The 23248-nt window shown below is 62.0% G+C and carries 15 protein-coding genes, 1 pseudogene and 1 riboswitch; of the genes and pseudogenes, 9 read left to right on the forward strand and 7 right to left on the reverse strand.

The window, feature by feature from the left end:
* The first annotated feature begins 61 nt into the window (after positions 1–61).
* The 6 genes and pseudogenes from gltX (at position 62) to BN3659_RS08445 (ending at position 7737) form a co-directional block, all read left to right on the forward strand.
* Complete coding sequence (gltX, locus tag BN3659_RS08425) at positions 62–1597, forward strand: glutamate--tRNA ligase (RefSeq protein ID WP_091536170.1); 1536 nt, start codon at positions 62–64, stop codon at positions 1595–1597.
* Positions 1594–2808 carry an aldose epimerase family protein gene (locus tag BN3659_RS08430; RefSeq protein WP_091536171.1) on the forward strand — a complete coding sequence of 405 codons (1215 nt, stop codon included), beginning with the start codon at positions 1594–1596 and terminating at the stop codon, positions 2806–2808. Before gltX ends, BN3659_RS08430 begins: the two co-directional genes overlap by 4 nt.
* Before the next feature lie 852 nt (positions 2809–3660).
* Positions 3661–3755: riboswitch (TPP riboswitch) on the forward strand.
* A 38-nt stretch (positions 3756–3793) separates the two neighbouring features.
* Positions 3794–6127 (forward strand): TonB-dependent receptor, encoded by a 2334-nt coding sequence (locus BN3659_RS08435; RefSeq protein WP_091536173.1) that lies wholly within the window; start codon positions 3794–3796, stop codon positions 6125–6127.
* A 13-nt stretch (positions 6128–6140) separates the two neighbouring features.
* Positions 6141–6359: pseudogene (locus BN3659_RS13325) on the forward strand (nicotinamide mononucleotide transporter); the annotation flags it as partial.
* Positions 6336–7106 (forward strand): nicotinamide riboside transporter PnuC, encoded by a 771-nt coding sequence (gene pnuC, locus BN3659_RS13665; protein ID WP_091536198.1) that lies wholly within the window; start codon positions 6336–6338, stop codon positions 7104–7106. The pseudogene BN3659_RS13325 and the gene pnuC, both read left to right, overlap by 24 nt.
* Positions 7099–7737 (forward strand): thiamine diphosphokinase, encoded by a 639-nt coding sequence (locus BN3659_RS08445; protein ID WP_091536175.1) that lies wholly within the window; start codon positions 7099–7101, stop codon positions 7735–7737. Before pnuC ends, BN3659_RS08445 begins: the two co-directional genes overlap by 8 nt.
* 380 nt (positions 7738–8117) lie before the next feature.
* On the opposite strand, the gene BN3659_RS13510 is transcribed toward BN3659_RS08445, so the two are convergent.
* Positions 8118–8324, reverse strand: coding sequence for an MmcQ/YjbR family DNA-binding protein (locus BN3659_RS13510; protein ID WP_253181072.1), 207 nt, complete (start codon positions 8322–8324; stop codon positions 8118–8120).
* A 663-nt stretch (positions 8325–8987) separates the two neighbouring features.
* Here BN3659_RS13510 and BN3659_RS08455 point away from each other — a divergent pair.
* Entirely contained in the window at positions 8988–9560 is a 573-nt protein-coding gene (locus BN3659_RS08455; RefSeq protein WP_091536177.1) for a hypothetical protein, read from the forward strand.
* Between the two features lie 554 nt (positions 9561–10114).
* Here the strand turns inward: BN3659_RS08455 and BN3659_RS08465 are convergent.
* The 6 genes from BN3659_RS08465 to BN3659_RS08490 form a co-directional block, all read right to left on the reverse strand.
* Positions 10115–11074: a diacylglycerol/lipid kinase family protein gene (locus BN3659_RS08465; RefSeq protein WP_091536180.1), complete on the reverse strand. Its 960-nt coding sequence runs from the start codon at positions 11072–11074 to the stop codon at positions 10115–10117.
* A gap of 5 nt (positions 11075–11079) precedes the next feature.
* Positions 11080–12543, reverse strand: coding sequence for an aminoacyl-histidine dipeptidase (locus BN3659_RS08470; RefSeq protein WP_091536182.1), 1464 nt, complete (start codon positions 12541–12543; stop codon positions 11080–11082).
* Positions 12544–12848: 305 nt separating this feature from the next.
* Positions 12849–13847, reverse strand: coding sequence for a PhoH family protein (locus BN3659_RS08475; protein WP_091536184.1), 999 nt, complete (start codon positions 13845–13847; stop codon positions 12849–12851).
* A 3-nt stretch (positions 13848–13850) separates the two neighbouring features.
* Positions 13851–14426, reverse strand: a complete 576-nt coding sequence (locus tag BN3659_RS08480; RefSeq protein WP_091536186.1) for an outer membrane beta-barrel protein — start codon at positions 14424–14426, stop codon at positions 13851–13853.
* Entirely contained in the window at positions 14419–15606 is a 1188-nt protein-coding gene (locus BN3659_RS08485) for an MFS transporter (protein WP_091536200.1), read from the reverse strand. The genes BN3659_RS08480 and BN3659_RS08485 overlap by 8 nt, the downstream gene beginning before the upstream one ends.
* A gap of 295 nt (positions 15607–15901) precedes the next feature.
* Positions 15902–16207 carry a hypothetical protein gene (locus tag BN3659_RS08490; RefSeq protein ID WP_091536187.1) on the reverse strand — a complete coding sequence of 102 codons (306 nt, stop codon included), beginning with the start codon at positions 16205–16207 and terminating at the stop codon, positions 15902–15904.
* Positions 16208–17800: 1593 nt separating this feature from the next.
* On the opposite strand from BN3659_RS08490, the gene BN3659_RS08500 reads away from it, so the two are divergent.
* Both BN3659_RS08500 and der read left to right on the forward strand, forming a co-directional pair.
* Positions 17801–19864, forward strand: coding sequence for a cation:proton antiporter (locus tag BN3659_RS08500; RefSeq protein WP_091536191.1), 2064 nt, complete (start codon positions 17801–17803; stop codon positions 19862–19864).
* 255 nt (positions 19865–20119) lie between these two features.
* A complete protein-coding gene (der, locus tag BN3659_RS08505; RefSeq protein WP_091536192.1) occupies positions 20120–21424 on the forward strand; it encodes a ribosome biogenesis GTPase Der in 1305 nt (434 codons plus the stop codon).
* Positions 21425–23248: the final 1824 nt, after the last annotated feature.

The following is a 23248-nucleotide window of genomic DNA, read 5'->3' on the forward strand; positions in this document are numbered from 1 at the left end:
TCAAGCCGTATCGAAGGATACGTCGTCCTACATATAACTCAAAATAAATCAGACGGAAACCATGTCCAGACCTGTACGGGTGCGCTTCGCACCCAGCCCCACGGGGCCGTTGCATATCGGAGGCGTCCGCACGGCGCTCTACAACTATCTTTTCGCCCGCCAGCACGGCGGCACGATGATCCTCCGCATCGAGGACACCGACTCGCAGCGCTTCGTGCCGGGTGCCGAAGCCTACATCATGGACTCGCTCGCATGGTGCGGGATCGAAATCGACGAAGGCGTCGGCGTCGGAGGCCCCCACGCCCCCTACCGCCAGAGTGAACGGCGCGAAATCTACCTCGAATACGCTCTTCGGCTCGTCGAGGCGGGCTGGGCTTACTACGCATTCGACACGGCCGAAGAACTCGACGTCCTGCGCCGCGAAGCCGAGGCTCGCGGCGAGACGTTCGCCTACAACCACGCCGTGCGCGAACGGCTGGCCACGTCGCTCGCACTGCCCGCCGCAGAAGTCGAAGCCCGCATCGCCCGCGGCGACCAGTGGGTCGTCCGCTTCAAAATGCCCGAAAACCGGATCGTCGGGATGGACGACCTGATCCGCGGCCATGTGGAGGTCAATACCTCGACGCTCGACGACAAAGTACTCTACAAGTCGGCCGACGCACTGCCCACGTATCATCTGGCCAATATCGTGGACGACCGTCTGATGGAGATCTCGCACGTCATCCGCGGCGAGGAGTGGCTTCCCTCGCTGCCGCTCCACTACCTGCTCTACGAAGCCCTCGGATGGCAGGATGCGCGACCCGCGTTCGCCCACCTGCCGCTGCTGCTCAAACCCACGGGCGGCGGCAAGCTTTCGAAGCGCGACGGCGACAAGATGGGCTTTCCCGTCTTCCCGCTCTTCTGGAAGTCGCCCGCCACGGGCGAGACGGCCCGCGGCTACCGCGAAGACGGCTACTTTCCCGAGGCGTTCGTCAACATGCTGGCCCTGCTCGGGTGGAACCCGGGCACGGAGCAGGAGCTCTTCACGATGCAGCAGCTCATCGACGGTTTCTCGCTCGACCGAGTGTCGAAGTCGGGCGCACGGTTCCAGCCCGAGAAAGCCCGGTGGTTCAACGCCCAGTACATGCACCGCAAGACGGATGCCGAACTTGCCGAGGTGCTGCAACCCGTGCTCCGCGCCCACGGCATCGAAGTGTCGGACGAGCGGGCGGGCCGCGCGGCAGGGCTCATGAAGGAGCGGGCCACGCTCACGACCGACCTGTGGGATCTCACGTCGTTCTTCTTCACGGCTCCGGCCGAATATGAGGAGAAGCAGACCAAAAAATACTGGAAAGGCGACAACCCCGCGATCCTGCGCGAAGTACGCGAGGTGCTGGCCGGGATCGACGACTTCTCGCTCGAAAACACCGAGCGGATCCTGCACGCATGGATCGCAGAGAAAGGCTATGCCATGGGGCAAGTGATGAACACGCTGCGTCTGGCGCTGGTCGGCGCCGGCAAGGGACCGGGCATGTACGACGTAACGTCGTTCATCGGCAAGGAGGAGACCCTGCGCCGCATCGACCGCCTCTTCGACGCGCTCGAACCGGCCGAATGATGGAGATCGAACAGCACATCTGGGGCATGACGCCCGAAGGCGAAGCCGTCGTGCTCTACACGATGCGCAACGCATCGGGCGCCGAGGTGCGTCTCGGCACCTACGGGGCGGCCGTCGTCTCGGTCGCAGTCCCCGACCGCAACGGACGCATGGACGATGTGGCGCTCGGCTGCAAGAACTACGACGGCTATTTCGGCGACCCCGCGGCCATAGGCAAGAGCGTGGGCCGCTGCGCGGGTCGGATCGCCGGCGGCCGCATGCGGATCGAGGGCACGGAGTACCGTCTCGAAACGAACAACGGCCCCGGCCACCTCGGCGGCGGCACGCGCGGCTTCGCCGACCGGCTCTGGGAGGGACGTGTGGAGACCAACCGCGTGGTGATGTCGCTCCTCTCGGAAGAGGGCGACCAAGGATATCCCGGGACGCTCGCGGTCGAGGCCGTCTTCGACTTCGGCGACGACAACGCACTGGAGATCACCTACCTCGCCCGCACGGACCGTACCACGGTCGTGAACCTCACGAGCCGTCTCTGCCTCAACCTCGCAGGCGCGGGCCGCGGCGACATCCTCGGCCACGAACTGCGGCTCGCAGCTTCGCGGGCGCTCGAACTGGATACGTGGCAGCTCCCCACGGGACGTACGACGGAGGTGGCGGGTACGCCGCTGGATTTCCGCTCGTTCCGCACGATCGGCGAAGGCATCGGTGCGGCCTCCTGTCCGACGGCCGGCGGCAGCCTCCGTGCAGGAACAGGCTCCGTAAATGTCCCGGAGCCCGGCACCGGATACGGTACAGAGCTTCGTGCGGCCACCGGCACGAGGACCGGCGAGGAGGCCGGCCCGGGAACAGCCTCGGGAACAGGCCCGGGAATCGGCCCGGATCCTTACGGCATCCGTGCTCTGGGCGGTTACGACCACCCCTTTCCGATCGACGGCTGGCGGCCCAACATCCTCGCGGAGGCGGCCGAGCTGCGCGATCCGCAATCGGGTCGCCGCGTGGAGGTGCTCACCTCGCAGCCGTGCATCGTACTCCGCACGGGCAACCGCCTCGCCGGCGGCTGTGAACCAGACGGGCGCTACGCGGATCACGCAGGAGTGATGCTCGAATGCCAGCACTACCCCGATGCCGTCCATCACCCCGCATTCCCCTCGCCGCTGCTGCGCGCAGACGAACTCTACTGCCAGAAGACCGTCTACCGCTTCGGCACCTTTTGAGGGTTTCTCAACGGTTGTCGTCGGGAGGGAGGCCACATGCGGCACTCCCTGACGACGACGCAAAAACCGATCTGCAACAGTACGAGAACAGCCCTTACCGGCACCGGCGGCACAGGACGGGCACGAGCTTCCGGAGCTACATGCGGTCTGCGGCACCGATACGGCGGCGGATTGCCGACATTGGCTCCGTAAGGCCGCAGACGCGGCAGTGATCCGTTCCGAGCAAGCGCTATCAACGACGCCGGGAGGCTCCGCAGTCAATCCGAAAGGGAAAAATTACGGATGCGCATTTTTCTCATCGTTCCATCGAGCCTTCGACACAGCAAAGCAATCATTGATGACGAGGGATCAGGAGAGAGGGGGGGGGAAAAGAAAAAAGAGAGACACGGAGTGATCCGACTTCGTGTCCCGATCAGCGATCCGGCGGTCGGTACGTGCTTCGACCGAGCGTGAACCGCAGCAGTCCGCAGCGGAAGTCCGCAGCCGCACGTGCGGTACCGGCCGCTGCATCCGCCGGCTGAGGTCCGAAAACAACGGACTTCGCCCCGAACCGGCGGCTGCGTTCCCGCCACGAAAGAGGACGCCGCCTGCGCACGCCCGCGATGAGGCGCACCCGCGCGGCCCGAAGTGCGGGCCGCACAGCACCCCGGGAGCTGAAAATCGGCATACGGCGATCGCCCGCCGCACGCAAAACCCGCATAATTCGGGAGGACCAGCAACCGGCCGAACAGCGCCGCGGAAAGCCTCCCAGTCCGCGCACCGGACTTACGAATCGGTGCAAAACAACTGCACAAAACGATAAAATGCAAAAAAATTGCATCATTTCGCTTTTTATTCGCTATCTTTGCGGCCGATATTTCCAAGGGGTGCCCTACCGTCGGGCTGAGATTATACCCATTGTACCGGATACGGGTAATGCCGAGACCGGGATGCATAATCAATAACACATACCCCTTTTCAGTTCTTTAACCATTAAAAATGTAACATGAAAAGGATCTTTACCCTCCTCGCATTCGCGTCGCTCGGCTGCGCGAACGCTCTGAATGCACGCGCCCAACACTCCGAACAGGATTCGCTGCGCATGTACGATCTCCAGCAGATCGAAGTAACCGCCACGCGCGCCTCGGAGAAAACTCCGGTGGCCTATGCCGACATCTCGCGCGAAACGATCGAGAAAAACAACTACGGCCTCGACGTACCGTTCATGCTGACGACGACCCCCTCGATGATCGCCACCTCCGAAGCGGGCGTGGGCGTGGGTGCCACCTCGATGCGCATGCGCGGCACGGACGCCACCCGCCTGAACGTTACGGCCAACGGCGTACCGCTGAACAACCCCGACTCGCATTCGACCTACTTCTACGACACGCCGGACTTCGTTTCGGCCGTGGGCGACGTGCAGGTGCAGCGCGGCGCCGGCACCTCGACCAACGGCACGGGCGCTTTCGGCGGTGCGGTCAACATGACCACGGCGCCGCTCGGCACCGAGTTCGGCGGCGACGCCTCGCTCTCGTACGGCTCGTACAACACCAACAAGCAGGCGATCCACATCGGTTCGGGCCTCATGGGCGGCCATTGGGTGGTCGACGCGCGCCTGACGCACATCGGCTCGGACGGCTACGTGGACCGCGGCGCCACCGACCTGAAATCCTACATGCTGCAAGGAGCCTACTACGGCGGCAACACGATGGTCAAGTTCCTCTCGTTCGGCGGCAAGGCCCGGACCTACCTCACCTACACGGGCGCCACGAAAGAGGAGATGGAGCTCTACGGACGCCGCTACCACACCGACGGCCAGTACGCAACCTCCGACGGTCCGCACGTACTGGCCGACGGCACGCACGTCGACTACTACGACGATCACACCGACAACTACCTCCAGATCAACAACCAGCTCATCCTCAACCACCGTTTCAACGAACGCTGGCAGATGAACCTCACGGGATTCTACACCTACGGCTACGGCTACTACAAACAATATAAGGACGACGCCAAGATGCTCGAATACGCCGGTTTCGCCGACCGCTACTCCTACGTTACGGACGACAAGGGCGACTGGGTGCTCGACGAGGAAGGCGAAAAGATCGAGGTCCGCAAAGACCTGATCCGCGAAAAGCTGATGCGCAATCACTTCGGGGGCCTCAATGCTTCGGCCGGCTACACGGTGCGCAATCTCGACCTCCTGTTCGGCGGTTCGTACAGCTATTACACCTGCCCCCACTGGGGCGAAATGGACTGGGTGCAGGACATTCCGGACGCCCGCGAGCGCGGCGACCGCTGGTACGACAACGACGTCAGGAAACACGACGCCAATCTCTTCGTCAAGGCCAACTGGCAGGTGGCCGAGGGGCTGCGGCTCTTCGCCGACCTCCAGTACCGCTACGTGAGTTACGAGGCGTGGGGCGTGAACGACAATTACGTGGAGAATCAGACGAACCCCGACGGCTCGACGGGCGGCATGCAGCTCATCGACGTCGACAAGCAGTACCACTTCTTCAACCCCAAGGCCGGTCTGAGCTACCGCTTCGCCCGGAACCACACGCTCTACGCCTCGTTCGCCATCGCCCAGAAAGAACCCACGCGCAACGACTTCACCGACCGCTTCCGCGAGACGTTCCCCTCGGCCGAGAAGCTCTACGACTACGAGATCGGCTACCAATACGACAGCCGCTACGTCTCGGCCGGCGTCAACCTCTACTACATGGACTACGACAACCAGCTCGTGAAGACGGGCCAGATCAACGACAACTACGACGCACTGAACATCAACGTCCCCGACAGCTACCGCCGCGGTATCGAGCTATCGCTGACGGTCCGCCCGCTCAAGTGGTTCTCTCTGAGCGGCAACGCCACCTTCTCGCAGAACCGCATCGAAAATTACGTGAACAAGGTAATCGACTACGGCACGTGGAACGACGCCACGAACTTCTACGACTACGCCGTTACGGAGATGGGCACCACGACGATCTCCTACTCGCCGTCGGTGATCGCAGGCACGATTTTCGATTTCCACATCGCGGGTTTCGAAGCCGTGCTGCACACGCAGTATGTCGGCGACCAGTACTTCACCAACTACGAGAATCCGAACATGAAGCTCGACGCCTATTGCGTAACGAACCTCAATCTGGGCTACACGTTCCGCACCCGCTCGGCAAAGAGCGTGCGGCTGGGCGTGGCGGTCTACAACCTCTTCAACGCCGAATATTGCAGCAACGGCTACGGCTATTCGGAAGCCTACGAAGGGGTGCAGACCGACGTGGCCTACTACTTCCCGCAGGCGCCGACCAACGTGCTGGCGAACGTAACCGTCAAATTCTAACGACACGCACCGGATGCAGACGCTCGAAATCATCGGCACGCTCGTCGGGCTGCTCTACCTCTACTTCGAATACAAAGCCAGCATTTGGCTCTGGGCCGCGAGCATCGTGATGCCGGCGATCTACATCTTCGTCTACCACGATGCAGGCTTCTACGCCGACATGGGGATCAACGTCTACTACCTCCTCGCCAGCGGCTACGGCTGGGCGATGTGGCTGCGGCGGTCGCGTCGCGGCCACTCCCCGGCCTTCGGACAGGATGCGGAGGCGGTCGGCGCGGGAACGGCCCGGTCGAAAACGAACCGACCGGGCCCGGAGCGCCCCGGCTCCGACGGCACGGACGCCGACCACCGCCACGGACACGGGGCCGCGACAAGCGCAAGCGGAACCGGTGCGGGCGGCGACCTTGCGAACAGCACGCAAGCAGTCGCCCCGGCGGCGCAGGCTGCCGCGGTCGCCGAAACGGCAACGATTTCCGCACCGGACGCGCGTTCGGCGCATGCAGCCGGATCTGCCGGACCCGAAACGGCAACGGATGCCGAAGCAACGTCGGCCGCAGCTGTTTCGGAGCCGGACACAACGGCATCAGCCGCCGAGAAGCGGCACGGGTCCCCCGAGAAAACGGACACGGGCGTCCGTCCGATCACGCACACGCCCGTGCACCGCTGGCTGCCGCTGGCCGGCACCTTTCTCGTCGCCTTCGCGGCGATCGCCTTCGTGCTGATCCGCTGGACCGACAGCACCGTACCTTACGGCGACAGCTTCACGACGGCCATGAGCATCGTCGGAATGTGGATGCTGGCCCAGAAATACGTCGAGCAGTGGCTCGTCTGGATCGCCGTCGATGTCGTTTGCGTGGGTCTCTACCTCTACAAGGGTCTCTATCCCACGGCCGGGCTGTATGCGCTCTACACGGTGATCGCCGTATTCGGATACTTCAAATGGCTGCGGATGATGAAAACACAGAACGCCTATGCTTAAACTCCCCACCGAATCCGACCGCCCCACCGTCGTGATTCTCGCCGACGGAGACTACCCCACGGGACGGGTCGCCGCCGCGCTGCTCCGCAATGCCCGACGGGTCGTCTGCTGCGACGGAGCGGCCGCCCGCTTCCTCGCCGAGGGCGGCGAGCCGTGGGCCATCGCGGGCGACGGAGACTCGCTGCCTGAGGCGCTGGCCGAACGCTACGCCCCGATTCTTCGCCGCGAGGCGGAACAGGACACGAACGACCTCTCGAAAGCCGTGAGATTCTCACTGAACGAAGGCGAGCGCCGGCTCGTGATTCTCGGCGCCACGGGCCGCCGCGAAGACCACACGCTGGGCAACATCAGCCTTCTGGCTGACTACATGGCGGCGGGGGCCGAAGTGCGGATGGTAACGGACTACGGCGTATTCGACCCGATAGCGGGTGAAGCCGTATTCGAGAGCCGTGCGGGACAGCAGATCTCGATCTTCACACCCGATCCCGCGACCGCAATCTCGGGCAAAGGGTTGAAATACCCGCTTCCGCCGCACCTGAAAAACTGGTGGTGCGGCACGCTCAACGAAGCTACCGGTGCGGAGTTCACGCTGCGCATCGCCGGCTGGGGGATCGTCTACCGGTTGTTCTGACACCTCTGCGGTCCGGCTCGTCTCAGGCACGGCCGCAACGTATGGAAACCGTCCCTGCGACGGAAGGCTGCGGAATCCGCACGGGTGAAGCCGTGCAAGGAGAATATATGAACGCGAAAACAGAGCGAAACCGGTCTGCCACGAGAATACATCGAGGAGGCAAGCACTTGGAAAACCGGAGCCGGGAAAAGCCGCTCCGAAAACGCATCCATGCAGGTCTCGCAAGAAACGAAGCGACGAAAGGATATGCGGAAAGAGGCATACCAGCGCAAGACAGCCCCCAGTACGCCGTCGGCACGACGGACGAACCGCGAGCGGAAGTATGGCGCGGCTTGCCCCGAAGCACAGGGCGAGAAACCGGCCGAAACGAATCGGGACTGCTATTCAGGCAGTCCCGATTTTTCGATGCAGGCGCGGATCTCTTCCCGGCGGGCCCGGGGCGCAACGCCTTCGAGAACGAGCAGGCAGGAGCGGCGAATCTGCTCGCGGATACACGCATGGGGCAGATCGCCCGTCGTACGAATGCCGGTCCAATGCTTTTTATTGAAACGACAGGCAGGCTCCGCTTCGGCATATCTTTCACGCAAGGCGATCGCCGCCCCGGGGTCGCACTCGACCGCAATGCAACCGACTCCGCCCTATCGGCACAAGCGTACATGCGGCCGCCGATCTTGCAGACGAGCGTCGTCTCGTCGAACGGGGTCGGCTCCCCGCTCAGCGGAAGCGAGAGGCAGTAATCGCGGAACCCGAGAACAATCCATAACCTCCGGATTTCCGGCGCGATCGAAGCGTGTCCGCCGGCCGAACCGACCTCGGATCGTCCGGCCGAAAGCGAGCTTCCGCGCCGCAGTCGTGCCGCAAAAAGATGCGGCGGCCGAGGGCTGCATCGGATACGGTCCGCTGCACCGGGGCACCCGCGGCCGACCCCGAAGCTCCCCCCCCCGGCAAAGATAACGCATAAAACAAGACGCAATTCCGATTTTCCGCTTCTTATCATCGACCCGCAACCCGCACCGCCGCAATTCCCGGCCGCCGGCACGCCTCGCACGCGCAATCCGCCGCGACATAATGTCTCGCACGCCGAACATCCGCACCCTCCGTCCGGTCGTCGTTCTTTCGGCCGCACGCCTCCGAGCACGATACCCTCCCGCGCACCAAGCGTCGCCGCACGACATTCGGCAAGCCGCAGCCTAAAAAAACGGCACACGAATTGCAACCCACACGCAATAAAACCAAATTCAAGGAATACGATGAAAAAAATGCTCCTTTTACTGCCTGCACTGGCCCTCTTCGCCGCAGGCTTCATGGGTTGCTCGCAACAGCGCCGGTGGAACCACGAACAGCGCAAAGAGATGCGCGAAGCTCTGCGCAGCTACCGTCAGATGGCCTATCTCGAAGACCTCGACGATGCCGAATTCATGGTCTTCACGGACGGCGTAACCGAGACGCTCGAAGGCGACTACCCCGTGTACGCCACCTTCATCCAGATGCCGGGCGTGGACGACACGGTGGAGATGGTCGTCGTAACCACGATCGTCGACGAACTGAACGCCGACGCACACAACATGCGGCATATCTACCCCTATGCTTACCTCGTTTCTCAGGGAGTGCTGCCCGCAGGGCTCGATCACCAGCAGCAAAGATCTTTCTACAACTGCTTCGCATCGAAGGTGAACGCCGCCTATGCGACCATGGGCCAATTCTTCAACGCCATACTGGCCGACACCACCGATCAGTCGCAGATCCGCCAAATGGAGGCGCAGTGCGCCAACGACCTCTTCGACTGGGTATTGACCGATGTCGAAGTAGTGGAGACCGAGTAATCGGCCCGCGCTTTATTAGAAAAAGAGGGTGTCCGACCGCAGGCAGACACCCTCTTTTCGTTCGTATTCCTATTCGAGAGCCATTCCGAACACCCGATTCCCGGAGGGTCGAACGATCTCGTCAGACACCCGCTTATCCATGCGATCCTCCCCTCCGGCCCCGCTTTCGGAGCGGACAGCGGCTTCGTCCGGCATTGCACGCCCCATACCGACCGCACCGCAGGCCGCACGGCGAAATATCGGGAAACGGGCGAAATCCCGGCCGGCAGCTCCCCTCCGTCCGCTCCGACCGCTTCCGCAGACGGAAATACGATTCGGGAACGACTGCCGCGCCCCCTCCGATGCAGCATGTGCGACGAGCGCCGCCGTCGGCAGGACGACGACACCGGAAACAACACATACCCGAAACGGACCGGCCCGCCGGACGATTCGCGCCCATGCCCCGATTCGCGCCGAACGCATGCACTCCGTCGCTGCACGGCCGGAAAGAGCAGTCGCAGCCTCCCGCCGCTGGCGAAAAGACAACGGTACAGAAAAAGGCTGCCGCTCCGTCGTTACTTTTCGAGAAACTCCTTCGAGACCACGATGCGGATCGCACGGTGGAGAATCGAGAATTCGAGCGGAGACTCGCCCAGCAGCTCTCCGTCGACTTCGACCGACACCTCGGGCGAAGATTCGATCCGGACACGGCTGCCGCGCTCCTGCAACACGTGGCGGATGCGGTAGATGCCGCCGTTGAAAAGGTAGCGGAAACGGAACAGCACGTGCCAGAAGTGGATCGGACGGATGAGCGACACGTCGAACATGCCGTCGTCCGCCACGGCATCGGGCAACTGCTGCATGCCGCCGCCGTTGTACTTGCAGATGCCGATCGCCACAGAAAAGAGCAGGTTGTTATAGACCAGCCGATCGTCGATCCACACCTTCACGCCCGTGGACTTGTAGCCGAAGAACGTCTGGACCATGCTCCACGCATAGAGCCAGCCGCCCCGGCGTCCCTTCTTTTGCAGATGGGTGAAGCGGCGGTTGACCGCCGCATCGAACCCGGCGCCCGCGACATTGGCCATGTAGCGGCTCTGACGGTAGTGCGACTCCTCGTAGGAGATCACTCCCACGTCCTGCAGGAACGAATACTGTTCCTTGATGGCGCGCACGGCGTCCTGATAGCGCCTCGGGACGCCGAACATGCGCATCCAGTCGTTGCCCGTACCGACAGCCACTACGCCGAGCAGCACCTCGCGGGGATCCGCCTCCTGCTGGATGAAAAGTCCGTTCACCACCTCGTGCAGCGTACCGTCGCCGCCCACGGCGATGATGTGGCGGTAGCCCTGTTTCACGGCCCACACCGTGAGCTCCGTGGCATGGAACTTATGTTCGGTGAAGACGGGCTCGCAGAGGATATGCTCGTCGCGCAGGAGCTTCGAGATTTGCGGAAAGTGATCGAGCCCGCGGCCGGAACCGGCCACGGGATTGACGATCACGAACCATTTCACCTCCTTGGCGGAGCTCTCCATGCGCGCTATTTCTTAGGGCTGTTTTCGAGCGTGTGGACCAGAAATTCGTAGAACTTGCCCACCGAAGCGATCTCCACCTTCTCGTCGGGCGAGTGGGGGTAGCAGATCGTCGGGCCGAACGAAATCATGTCGAGCTTCGGGTATTTGCTGCCGATGATGCCGCACTCCAGCCCGGCGTGGATGGCCGTAACGGCGGGTTCCGTCCCGTAGAGGGCCTTGTACGACTCGGTCATCGCCTTCAGGATCGGCGACTCCATGTTCGGATTCCAACCGTCGTAGCTGCCCGAGAGCTCGACCTCGGCACCGGCCAGTTCGAAAACCGCCGCGAGCGCTTCGCCCAGCGCCTCCTTCTCGGTGTTCACCGAGCTGCGGAGCAGACATTGGAGCTTCACGGTCCTGCCGTCCGACACCACGCGGGCCAGATTGGTCGAGGTCTGGACCAGTCCGGGCATCGCCACCGACATGCGCTGCACGCCGTCGGGACAGCCGACGACCGCCTTCGTCAGATTCCGGGCCACCTCGCGGGCGATGATCTCCTTGGGAAACTCGCACTCCTTCGCTTCGATCGAAATCGAATCCTCGATGCCGGCGAACTCGGCTTTCACGGTCTCCTCATAGGCTTTCAACCCCTTCACGAAGGTCTCGTAATCCACGGTCTTCACGAGCACCACCGCTTCCGCTTCGCGCGGGATGGCGTTGCGCAGGCCGCCGCCGTCCACCGATGCCAGCAGCACCTCGCAGGATGCGGAGACCCTGTTCAGGAAACGGAACAACAGCCGGTTGGCATTGGCGCGCTGCGTACCGATCTGTATGCCGGAATGGCCGCCCTTGAGCCCCTTCACGGTCAGTTTCACGGCCGTGCGGTTGCGGGTCGGAGCCGCCTCGGGCGTATATTCGAACGTGATGTTGGCGTCCAGTCCTCCGGCACAGCCCACATAGAGTTCGCCCTCGGTCTCCGAGTCGAGATTCAGCAGAATGTCGCCGCGGAGCAGCCCCTCCTTCAGGCCGAAAGCACCGTCCATGCCGGTCTCTTCCGTGGCGGTGAAGAGCGCCTCGATCGGTCCGTGCCTGAGCGTATCGTCTTCCAGCACGGCGAGGATCGCCGCCGCGCCGATGCCGTTGTCGGCTCCGAGCGTCGTGCCGTCGGCCGTTACCCACTCGCCGTCGACGTAGGCTTCGATGGGGTCCTTCTCGAAATCGAACTTCTTGTCGTTGTTCTTCTGCGGCACCATGTCCAGATGGGCTTGCAGGACGATGCCCTTGCGGTCCTCCATGCCTTCGGTCGCCGGTTTGCGCACATAGACGTTGTGCGCCTCATCCTCGCGGCACTCCAGTCCGAGCGAACGGGCCACGTCCATGACGTACTTGCGGATCTTCTCCTCGTGGTGCGAGGGACGGGGAATGTTGACGATCTGTGCGAAATGCTTCCAGACCTGCTGCGGCTTCAGAGCCGATAAATTCTTATCCATTACGTGTTTTATTTAGGTTAAGTATCTCTTCCATACGGTCTAACGCAAGCATACCGGAGAGAATCCGGCTCCGGACCGGCCGCTTTTCGCAACCCGCAGCCCGCAGCCGCGCGTCTCCCGCCCCGAACCGCGTCCGGCAAGCGGGCGCACCCGCGCATCCGCAGAGTGCCGGCGTCCGCTGCGGATCAAGCCGCCCGCCCGACTGCCGGCCGCCGTTCCGAACGGTCGTCGTCTGCGAACGGCACCTCCGACCGATACCATCCTCCGCATTGCGGTCTTGCTCCTCAACCGCCGCAACCGCTCCGTCAGGCCTCCTCGTCCGACGCCGGGCGATCCGGCGCAGCCGCTCCGACCGTCGCCTCCCGACCGTCGAACGCATCGACGATGTGCTTCACGAGCGGATGACGCACGATGTCGCGCCGGTCGAACTCCACCGCACCGATCCCCTCGATCCCCCCGAGAAGCTCCATCGCGCGCACCAGTCCGCTGTCGCTCTTGCGCGGCAGATCCACCTGCGTAACGTCGCCCGTAACGATGAACTTGGCGTTGCGCCCCATGCGCGTGAGGAACATCTTGATCTGCGACAAGGTCGTATTCTGCGCCTCGTCGAGGATCACGAAGGCGTTGTCGAGCGTCCGCCCGCGCATGTAGGCCAGCGGCGCGATCTGCACCGTCCCGTCCTCCATGAACTTCACCAGTTTGGCCGGCGGGATCATATCGTTCAAGGCATCGTAGAGCGGTTGCAGATAGGGATCGAGTTTCTCCTTCATGTCGCCGGGCAGGAAACCGAGCTTTTCGCCCGCTTCGACGGCCGGCCGCGTGAGGATGATGCGCCGCACCTGCCTCTCCCTGAGAGCCCGCACCGCCAGCGCGATGGCCGTGTAGGTCTTGCCCGAACCGGCGGGCCCCACGGCGAAAAGGAGGTCGTTGCGGTCGTAGAGCTTCACCAGCCGTTGCTGATTGACCGTGCGGGCGCGGATGATGTTGCCGTTGTTGCCGTAGACGATCACATCCTTGTCCGCGGGAGCGTTCTCCGGCGAGATGCCGCCCGCGAAAGCCTGTCCGACCACCTCGGCCGAAATGTGGCCGTACTTGAGATAGTAGGCCACGAGCCCCTCCAGCCGGCGCTCGAACCGCTCGGTCTCGCCCTTCGGGCCGAGCACCTTGAGCGACGAGCCGCGTGCGATGATTTTGAGCTGCGGGTGCAGCTCCTTGATCTGATCGAGATAGACGTTCTGCGCACCGTAGAGTTCGCGCGGATCGACCCCCTCGATCCCGATCTCCTTTCCGACCGTTTCCGTCATAGGCTAAAAGAGGTATCCGAGGCTGAAAGCCACCGAGTAGGATTTCACGTTCACGTCGATACCGTGTTCGTTGAGGCTCTGCTTGCTCTTGAATTGGCCGTTGAAACGGGCGTCGATCAGGATGCGGCGCAGCTGCACGGCCGCACCCACGGCATAGCCCACCGTGGGCTGCAAACGGCCGAAATCGTACTTGTGGCCGTCGATCTTGTACTTGCAGTCGTTCGTGAGCGAGAAGACGGGTCCCGCATTCAGATGGAGGATCCGCAGCAGTCTGAACGACGCCAGCAGCGGCAGGCTGAAGGAATTGGAACGCACACGGATGTCGTCGCCCTTCCAGTTCACGTCCATCGACTGACGCACGAAGAGCAGTTCGGGCTGGATGGCCACGATCGGCGTGTTGATGCGCACGACGACGCCCGCCTGCCAACCGAGTTTGTTGCCGATCCCGGCGTCGGCCGTTCGGGTCGAGTAATCGGGCAGATTGACACCCGCCGTCAGACCGTATTCGAGAAATTTCTGGGCCGAAGCTCCGGCCGTGGTCGCCAGCGCCAGCAGCGCGGCAAGGATGAATTTACGCATGACTATCTGTTTTTTCTGTCGTTGTTTCGGTTTCGATTCGGAACGAAGCCCACACGAGATAGCCGATGCAGGCCATCACGAAGAGCAGTCCGTAATGCACGTCGCCGGCAACGCGGATGAGCGCTCCGACCGCAGGGCCCGAGACGGCGCCGGCGGCGATCATCATGATCATCAGCCCGGCCACCTCGTTGGATTTCGTCGGGGCGCTCTTGGTCGCCACGGCATAGACCGTGGCGAAGACGCAGGCCATGGCGAAACCCAGCAGGCCGACGAGGAGATAGACGGCCGCATCGCTGCGCACGAAGAGCAGCGCCGTCGCCAGCGCCAGTGCTCCGCACATGTTCCAGCGCAGGTATTTCACATCGGAGTAACGCACCAGCAGCCACGCTCCGACGATCGTACCGACGATGCGGCAGGCATAGAAACCCGTCGAAGTGAGGATCGAATCGGGGTTGTCCAGCAGCCGCGACGAAAGGAATCCGATGCCCACGTCGGCGGCGATGAAGGCCGCCACGCCGAAAGCGCAGAGCGCCACGGTCGGATGGGCCAAGAGCCGGAAGCAGTCGATCATCCCGACGGCACCGCCGCGCGTCTGCGGCTCCTCGACACCGGTGAACCGCAGCCAGATGCCGCCCGCCACCGTAAGAGCCGCATAGACCGGCAGCAGCAGACGCCACGATCCGGTGGCGGCGACCAGCGCCGTAACGATCGGCGCCATCAGCAGCAGCGACGTGTTGCGGAAGATCTGCCCCACGGTCAGGTAGCTCGTCATCCGCTCGCCGGGCACGATGGTCGCCAGCAGCGGATTGATCGCCACCTGTATGGCCGTATTGCCGACGCCCAGCAGTCCGAAGCCGAAGAAGTACCACCCCAGCGCGCACCCTTCGCCGGCCGCATAGGGCACCACGAGGCCCGCGACCGTGAACGCATAGCCCGCCAGCGCCATCGCCTTGCGGCCGATGCGGTTCATCAGCCCCGCCATCGGTGTCGAAAGCAGCAGGAACCACAGGAACACCATCGTCGGCAGGAAACTCACGGCCCCCTGCGCCTCCGCCGGGAACTCGTCGGCGATCCGCCCCGAAATAGGGGCTACGATATCGCAGAATCCCATGATGAAGAATCCCATCAGCACGGGTCCGAGCAGCCGGCGGTCGACCTCTCTGCCATTCTTTTTTCGCATCGCTCCGTCCATATATTTTCCAAAGTTACGTTTTTTCGTGCAAAAGTAGAAAAAAAGCCGTCGATTTTTTCCGGGTCCGCCGCTTTGCGTCTCATTGCACGCACATCCCGACGAACCGCAGTACCCGCACGAAGCTCCCTCAAAAACAGTGCGCGGGAGGCTTCCCGACCCGAAAAAAAGTGCGGCGCACGGAGCCGGACAGTGTCCCCGTTCGAACGCAACGGGACGGCCCTCACAGGCCGTCCCGTCCCACGGAGCGCCGCACGGCACTCTCTCGTCCCAATTCTGCCGTTTGTCATTCTACCGTTTCGATCCCGGCCCTACGACGCCTCCCCGCACAACCGGCCTTCTCGCGCGCCAACAGTTCGTCGGTCATCCGCTGCAATTCGTCGATCGCCCGCGAAGGAATATCGGGAACGTCCGAAGTGTCGATTTTCAGATAAGACAGGTAGGTATCGTAAGAGATTCCGAAGATGAAACAACCCATTTTAGCCCAGTTGCGCTTGTGGCATTTCCGCTGATTTTCCTTTTCGTAATACATCCGGTCGAAAATCTGAACGCTCTTGACGCGCAACCGCTGATAACGATTATTGTAAGACATACTGTCGATATTTTAGTCGGGCAAAATCGCTCACTAAAATGTAGGGATTATTCGCACGGATACGATAAGCGGAATCGCACGATTTATATCGGATAATGCACGCTCCGATATCGGATTTCGAAACATAATTCTTCCGTGCAGGCCGGAGGCGGGATCCGGACGAATTCGATCGTTCCGGAATCCATAACGAGCTGTCGTCATAATTATTCCAAGGTTCGGTTCGGCGGCAAAAGTCCGTCGAATTGCGCTCTCGCCCAAAAACAATCCGAACGCTTCCTATTTTTTATTGCACACATCTGCTTTTCGGCCCCGAAGGCGACGCGATTCCCGACTGCGATCCGACGTCCGTGCCGTCGGATCGGAGGGCGAGCACCCGAACCGATGCGGAGTTGAATCCGAATGCGGAGGAAGACGAAGCACCGGCAGATCGACGACCCGAAACGAGCATAGAGCCGAAGCCCCGAAGTGGTTCGAGGAAACGCCGCATACGAAAAACCGGGGCTCGGGAAAGACGCCTCCCGGCAAACCGAAGGATCAAAGCAAAAGCGGCAACAGAAAGCGCAGCGGGCGGAAACGTCCCGGCACCAAGAAGGCTGGGGAGGGGATACCAATACGGACAGAGCGGAAGAGCGCCGGAAACCGCTCCCGTCGTCCGCCCCCAGCGAAACGGGGAGAGCGCCCGCCCTCCCCGTTGGATTTCACAGTTTTTTAACCGCAAGAATTTTACCGGACACCTTCCCCTCCATTTCGTAAGACCCGACCAGCGACAAATTATCCCTCGAAATCTTTAGTTCATAACATATGCAATCGACGGGAAACCCCCTCGAAGATACGGATTCCGGAATCGGCACGGACTGTCCGATAAGTTTTCCACCCGTCCTGCGCAGCATCACCCCATGTACCGCAAGCAACTCCCCGCCCTCGCCCGTCTGTTCGTAAAAAACGATTCGGCCCGCATATCCTCCCATACGCTCCATCACATTGTACAAAGCGGTCTCGCCGATCAAACGCCCCTGCTTTGGCCTGTTCCAGCTGCAAACGCCCATACCGGATTTCCAATGCCGCGGCAATCCCCTGCGCGCCGCATGTCGCGAATAGGAAGTGTCCCGAAACAGTTTACGGCCAAGCAACGGCCCGTCGAGCCCCGCGTCGTCCGCCGCATCCGCAGACGACCGGAATACCGCGTCCGATTTATCGCAGCATGACGCTGCCGAAGCAGGAAATGTCCAGTATGCGGTTCTCAAAACCTACGTAACCGACACCGGAGAAGCAACACGAACTCAGTCCTAAGAAATTTTCCGAAATAACTCAAATTCCTTATATCAGGAAACCCGAACTAAGGGGGGGGGAGCGAAAAATCTCACATTCACAATTTTTTCATCCGATTTTCCTACATTCCGATCGTTTTTTTTCATGATTCGGTTCCAATATGTCATCCGGCACGCTATTCGGACCGTCGCACCCTTACGGCCTCGCATGCCGGAAGCCGCCCTCGTCCGGCAGTGCCGGGCGACCTCTCCGAACCAGCAAAGCACAGGGAATGTCGCAAGTCTACTTTTTTTTCTTATTTTTGTAAACAAATTCCGCAAAGCCATGTTTCCGATCGCATCCCTCCTTCCTATCGACCTTCCGCTCGAAGATCCGATCCTGAAGTTCATGCTCATCATGGCGATCGTCCTCACGGCCCCGCTGCTGCTCAACCGGCTCCGCATCCCCTACCTGCTGGGCCTCATCATCGCCGGTGCCGTGATCGGTCCGCACGGGCTCAACCTCGTGCTGCGCGACAGCAGCATCATCCTCTCGGGGACGGCCGGCCTGCTCTACATCATGTTCCAGTCGGGGCTGGAAATGGACATGAACGACTTCCGGCGCAACAGCTGGCGCAGCCTCGTCTTCGGGCTCTACACCTTCTCGGTCCCGATGGCTTTCGGCATCTTCGCCGGACACTGGATCCTCGGCTACCCGATCCTCTCGTCGATTCTGCTGGCAGCCCTGTTCGCCTCGCAAACCCTGATCGCCTATCCCATCGTCAGCAAGCTGGGCATCGCACGCGACAAGGCCGTAACGATCGCCGTGGGCGGGACGATCATCACCGACATCATGGCCCTCTCGGTACTGACCGTCGTCGTGGGCTTCTCCACGGGCAGCGCCGACAACGCCTTCTGGTACCGGCTCGGCATCTCGGTCGCAGTCTGCATCGCAGCGATCCTCGTGCTCTTCCCGCTCATCGGCCGCTGGTTCTTCAAGCGGTGCAGCGACAACGTGTCGCAATACGTGTTCGTACTGGTGATGGTCTTTCTCGGCGCTTTTCTGGCCGAAGCCGCAGGACTCGAACCGATCATCGGCGCCTTCCTCGCCGGACTGGCCATGAACCGGCTCATTCCCGCCACCTCGCCGCTGATGAACCGCATCGAGTTCGTGGGCAACGCCCTCTTCATCCCCTTCTTCCTGATCGGCGTGGGCATGCTGATCGACTACCGCGCCTTCTTCAAGGATTGGGAGACGATCGAGGTCGCCTCGGTGATGATCGTCGGCGTTACGGCGGCCAAATACCTCGCCGCCGTACTGACGCAGAAAACCTTCCGCCTCTCGCGCGATCAACGCACCCTGATCTTCGGTCTGAGCAGCGCCCACGTCGCAGCCACGCTCGCAGCCGTGATGGTGGGCTACAACGTCATTCTGGGCCACACGCCCGACGGCGACCCGATACGCCTGCTCGACGACGGCGTGCTGAACGGCACGATCCTGATGATTCTGGCCACCTGCACCGTCTCGACCTTCGCCACGCAGCGGGGCGCCCACAACATCGCCCTCGGAGAAGTCCGCGAAAAGGAGGAGGCCGACCCTGCCGAGCAGATTCTCATCCCGCTCGCCAACGAAGAGAGCGTGCCGGAGCTCGTCAGTCTCGCCACGCTCCTCAAACCCCGCAAGCTCAAGAACGCCCTCTGCGCCCTGCATGCGGTGAACAACACCGAGAGCGATCCCCGCGACGTAAAGCGGGCCCAGAAGCTCCTCGACGCGGCGGTGCGCGCCGCAGCCGCCTCGGACGACTACCTGCAAGGGCTCTTCCGTTACGACGTGAACATCGTGAACGCCATCGCCAGTACGGTACTCGAACGCAACGTCTCGGACCTCGTGATGGGCGCCCACCGCGAACACGGTCTCACCGAACACTACCTCGGCAAGACGGCCGAAGGCATTCTCGCGCGCAACAACATCACGACCTTCATCTACAAGCCCGTGCAGCCCATTTCGACCATCCAGCGCCACTGGATCGTGATCCCCGCCCGAGCCGAGCTGGAGGCCGGCTTCCCCTACTGGGTGCAGCGCTTGTGGACCCTCGGCCGCAACACGGGCGCCGAGATGCACTTCTGCGGACCGGACCGGACACTGGACTACCTGCGCGAAAAAGCCGAAAAGTCGCCCGTCAACGCCCGTTTCCGGACGCTCGACGATTGGGACACACTGCCCGATCTGGCAGCGGATACCCGCACGGACGACGCCTTGTGGTTCGTGATGAGCCGCCGCGACCGCAGCTCCTATCTGCCGGCGATGGGACGTCTGCCCGACTATCTGGAGCGCTGTTTCAGCCGCCGGAGCTGCATCCTCATCTACCCCGTGCAGGCGGGCGAGGACTCCAACCGCTTCGGATTGTAGGTCTGAGCCGGCAAAAGCGTCCGAAAACTTTTTTACTTCCCGAATTTGCGTTATCTTTGCACACCTATAATAAAACGCAAGATTACACACGTTCCCTGTCGTCGGCCGCGTATGCGCGCGGAGCATGCCGGCAGTTCGCCTTCGGAGCAGGGGCACGAGGATTTCGGCGAAGGCTAAATCACGAGCGCGCGGCCCAAGACTGCGAACGGCATTCGCCGCGCCCGCGGAGCGTAATCGCCAATTAAAACGAAAGATATGAGCCTTGTAGCAATCGTAGGACGTCCCAATGTGGGCAAAAGCACGCTTTTCAACCGTCTGGTCGGACGGCGGCAGGCGATCGTCGATTCGACCGCCGGCACCACGCGCGACCGCCACTACGGCAAGACCGACTGGAACGGCAAGGAGTTCTCGGTGATCGACACGGGCGGCTACACCGTCAATTCGGACGATGTCTTCGAGGACGAAATCCGCCGTCAGGTGCTTCTGGCCATCGAAGAGGCCGACGTGATCCTCTTCATGGTCGAAGTCTCGACCGGCATCACCGATCTGGACATGATGATGGCCGACCTGCTGCGCCGCACCACGAAAAAGGTACTGCTCGTCTGCAACAAGGTCGACAACAACGACCAGCTCTACGCTTCTCACGAGTTCTATTCACTCGGGCTGGGCGACCCCTACTCAATCAGTTCGATGTCCGGCAGCGGCACGGGCGATCTGATGGACGCCATCCTCGCGGCACTGCCCGCCAATGCGCAGAGCGAGCTGGAGGACGATCTGCCGCACATCACCGTCGTCGGCCGCCCCAACGTGGGCAAATCGTCGCTCACCAATGCCCTGCTGGGCGAGGAGCGCAACATCGTAACCTCGATCGCCGGCACCACCCGCGACTCGATCCACACGCGCTACAACAAATTCGGCATGGACTTCTATCTGGTCGACACGGCCGGCATGCGCAAGAAAGGCAAGACGATGGAGGACCTCGAATTCTATTCCGTGATGCGCTCGATCCGCGCCATCGAGGAGTCGGACGTCTGCATCCTGATGCTCGATGCGCAGCAGGGGCTCGAATCGCAGGACCTCAACATCCACAACCTGATCGTCCGCAACCGCAAGGGATGCGTGATCGTAGTCAACAAGTGGGACCTCATCGAGAAGGACAGCAACACGATGAAGGAGTGGCGCGAATTCATCGCCAAGAAACTCGCGCCGTTCAGCGACATTCCGGTCGTCTTCACTTCGGTGCTCAACAAACAGCGCATCCTCGACGTACTCCAGACGGCCATTCTCGTCCATCAGGCCCGCAAGCGGCGCATCTCCACTTCGGAGCTGAACGACTACTTCCTGCCGATCATCGAGAACTGGCCGCCCCCCTCGACGAAAGGCAAGTACATCAAGATCAAATACGTAACCCAGCTTCCGACTCCCACGCCCCAGTTCGCGTTTTTCGTCAACCTGCCGCAATACATCCGCGAGCCCTACCGCCGCTTTCTTGAAAACAAGCTGCGCGAGAACTGGAATTTCTCGGGGGTTCCGATCCAGATCTACTTCCGGCAGAAATAAGCGGGAAGAAGTCCGGTCAGCCAGCGGGCGGAGACGAGAACGCCCCCCGAGGCCGCAAGGACCGGATGTGCTGGGAGCGCCGACGGCAGGAGCATGCCGCAGAGCGGCATCCGCCGCCGAAAGCGCGGGCAACGGCACAGACCCGAAACCGCGGACGCGAGACTGCGGAATCCCGGAGTCGACCGATTCGTGATCCGGCGCGGCGGCCGCAGGATCGGACTGCCGCGCCAAAGAGTTGCATCCGCGACCGGCATCGGAAAAGAACAAGGGCAAAAAACCGATATTTCGTCCGGACGAAATACGACCCCGGAATCGCCCCTCCGCATTTCCGGTCGAAACAACCACGAAACGACCTCTCCATGTTCGGCATACGGAGCCGACCGCATGTTCAAATCACAATTCGACAACTCGGGGACGCCACGCACAAGTCTCCCGCCGACCGCCTCTCCCCTCGTCGGCGATTCGACGACCGGATCTGCGTAACGAACCGCCCCGGCGTTTCGGCTGGCCGAAAGCCCGAACAAGATTCGAGTTGTGCCGATGCAAGAAAACGGCAGACAGAAACGAACGCGATTGCCAAGCCGAACACGATGCCCCGCGGTACGGCCCGAAGGTCGCCGAGGCGGAAAGGACAACAGCAAATAGCGGACGTTGCACCATTCGTGAGGAAAAAAGACGAATTTGCCACCCTAAAGTTTCGGAAAATCATGCGCCCCGGCCGCCGACGGCGGAAACGCACGGGCCGGCGACGAAGCATAATCACCGTATGAGACGGCTGCAACTGTCGGCATCGTCCGGAAAAGACACGTATCGCGAATGCTACGGAAACCGAATCTTCCGAAACCGCACCGAACAAACATGCCGAGAAAGAACTGTCTCGAAACCGCACCGAACAAAAGCCACGGCGGTCGAGGAACAGCAGTCCGAGACCGTGCCGGCCTCATCCGCCTCCCGTCTCCGACAAGCCCGCAGAACCGGCGGCGAACAACCGGCCGCAGTCAGCCGAAAGACGATTCGACAATTCCGATCGAACGATTTTCTTTCGTTCGATCGGGGTTCGGTCCGGCATTTAGACAATAAATAATTTATTGAATAACATCGAATTATGAATCATATCCATTCATCCGCCGACGAATTTCGTCCAAGGGCCGAATCGAGGCTGACGCGATGGAAACTTTCGCTTCGAAACAGTCGCTTTTTCGCCCAACGCACGGTTTCGAACAGTGTCCCGCTTTCACCGGCACCGGTTCAAGCTCCTCTCCGGCACTCGGCCCGGCACGCCATGCAGTAGCTCCGGCACAGCCGAACCTGTTCGACTTAGCTGGCCTCCCCTTGGCCTATCGAGCGGTTTAACCCGGCCGGCAAAGACATCGGGCCGACAGCATCCATGACGACGGAACGGGCGCATCGTCCGGGCCGAGCCGCACCGTTCCGCCTCCCCCCCCGCAAAAAAAGAGGACCGCACGACGGTCCTCCGGCTTTCGGTCCGACACCTATTCCTCCGCTCCGCCGCTTCCGCCGCCGGCAGTCTTTTCAGGTGCTTCGCCCTCGCCGCCTTTTCCGCGGCGACGGCGGCGGCGACGGCGGCGATCCCGCGAACCGCGGCTGTCTTCGCCTCTGTTCCCTTCATTGCGGGCGCCTCCCTCGCGCGGAGCCTCGGACTGCGTCGTTCCGACAAGGCTACCGTCGGCAGGTGCAACGCCGCTACGACTGTCGACGCTGCATGCGGACGAAGCGACGGCCGCATCCGGAAGCCCGTCGGCCGACCGCTCGCCCCGGCGGCCGGCACGCCGCCTTTTCCGCGGCGCCGGCGCCCCCCGCCGC

It is taken from the genome of Alistipes sp. CHKCI003, from assembly GCF_900021155.1.
Classification (GTDB): Bacteria; Bacteroidota; Bacteroidia; order Bacteroidales; family Rikenellaceae; genus Alistipes; species Alistipes excrementavium.

Excerpts from the sequence above, each read along its gene's own strand:
- BN3659_RS08455 (WP_091536177.1), top strand. The coding sequence starts at position 8,988 with ATGAAAAAAATGCTCCTTTTACTGCCTGCACTGGCCCTCTTCGCCGCA.
- BN3659_RS08500 (WP_091536191.1), top strand. The coding sequence starts at position 17,801 with ATGTTTCCGATCGCATCCCTCCTTCCTATCGACCTTCCGCTCGAAGAT.
- BN3659_RS08480 (WP_091536186.1), bottom strand. The coding sequence starts at position 14,426 with ATGCGTAAATTCATCCTTGCCGCGCTGCTGGCGCTGGCGACCACGGCC.
- gltX (WP_091536170.1), top strand. The coding sequence starts at position 62 with ATGTCCAGACCTGTACGGGTGCGCTTCGCACCCAGCCCCACGGGGCCG.
- BN3659_RS08435 (WP_091536173.1), top strand. The coding sequence starts at position 3,794 with ATGAAAAGGATCTTTACCCTCCTCGCATTCGCGTCGCTCGGCTGCGCG.
- BN3659_RS08470 (WP_091536182.1), bottom strand. The coding sequence starts at position 12,543 with ATGGATAAGAATTTATCGGCTCTGAAGCCGCAGCAGGTCTGGAAGCAT.
- BN3659_RS08465 (WP_091536180.1), bottom strand. The coding sequence starts at position 11,074 with ATGGAGAGCTCCGCCAAGGAGGTGAAATGGTTCGTGATCGTCAATCCC.
- BN3659_RS08490 (WP_091536187.1), bottom strand. The coding sequence starts at position 16,207 with ATGTCTTACAATAATCGTTATCAGCGGTTGCGCGTCAAGAGCGTTCAG.
- BN3659_RS08485 (WP_091536200.1), bottom strand. The coding sequence starts at position 15,606 with ATGCGAAAAAAGAATGGCAGAGAGGTCGACCGCCGGCTGCTCGGACCC.
- pnuC (WP_091536198.1), top strand. The coding sequence starts at position 6,336 with ATGTGGCTGCGGCGGTCGCGTCGCGGCCACTCCCCGGCCTTCGGACAG.
- BN3659_RS08475 (WP_091536184.1), bottom strand. The coding sequence starts at position 13,847 with ATGACGGAAACGGTCGGAAAGGAGATCGGGATCGAGGGGGTCGATCCG.
- der (WP_091536192.1), top strand. The coding sequence starts at position 20,120 with ATGAGCCTTGTAGCAATCGTAGGACGTCCCAATGTGGGCAAAAGCACG.
- BN3659_RS08445 (WP_091536175.1), top strand. The coding sequence starts at position 7,099 with ATGCTTAAACTCCCCACCGAATCCGACCGCCCCACCGTCGTGATTCTC.
- BN3659_RS08430 (WP_091536171.1), top strand. The coding sequence starts at position 1,594 with ATGATGGAGATCGAACAGCACATCTGGGGCATGACGCCCGAAGGCGAA.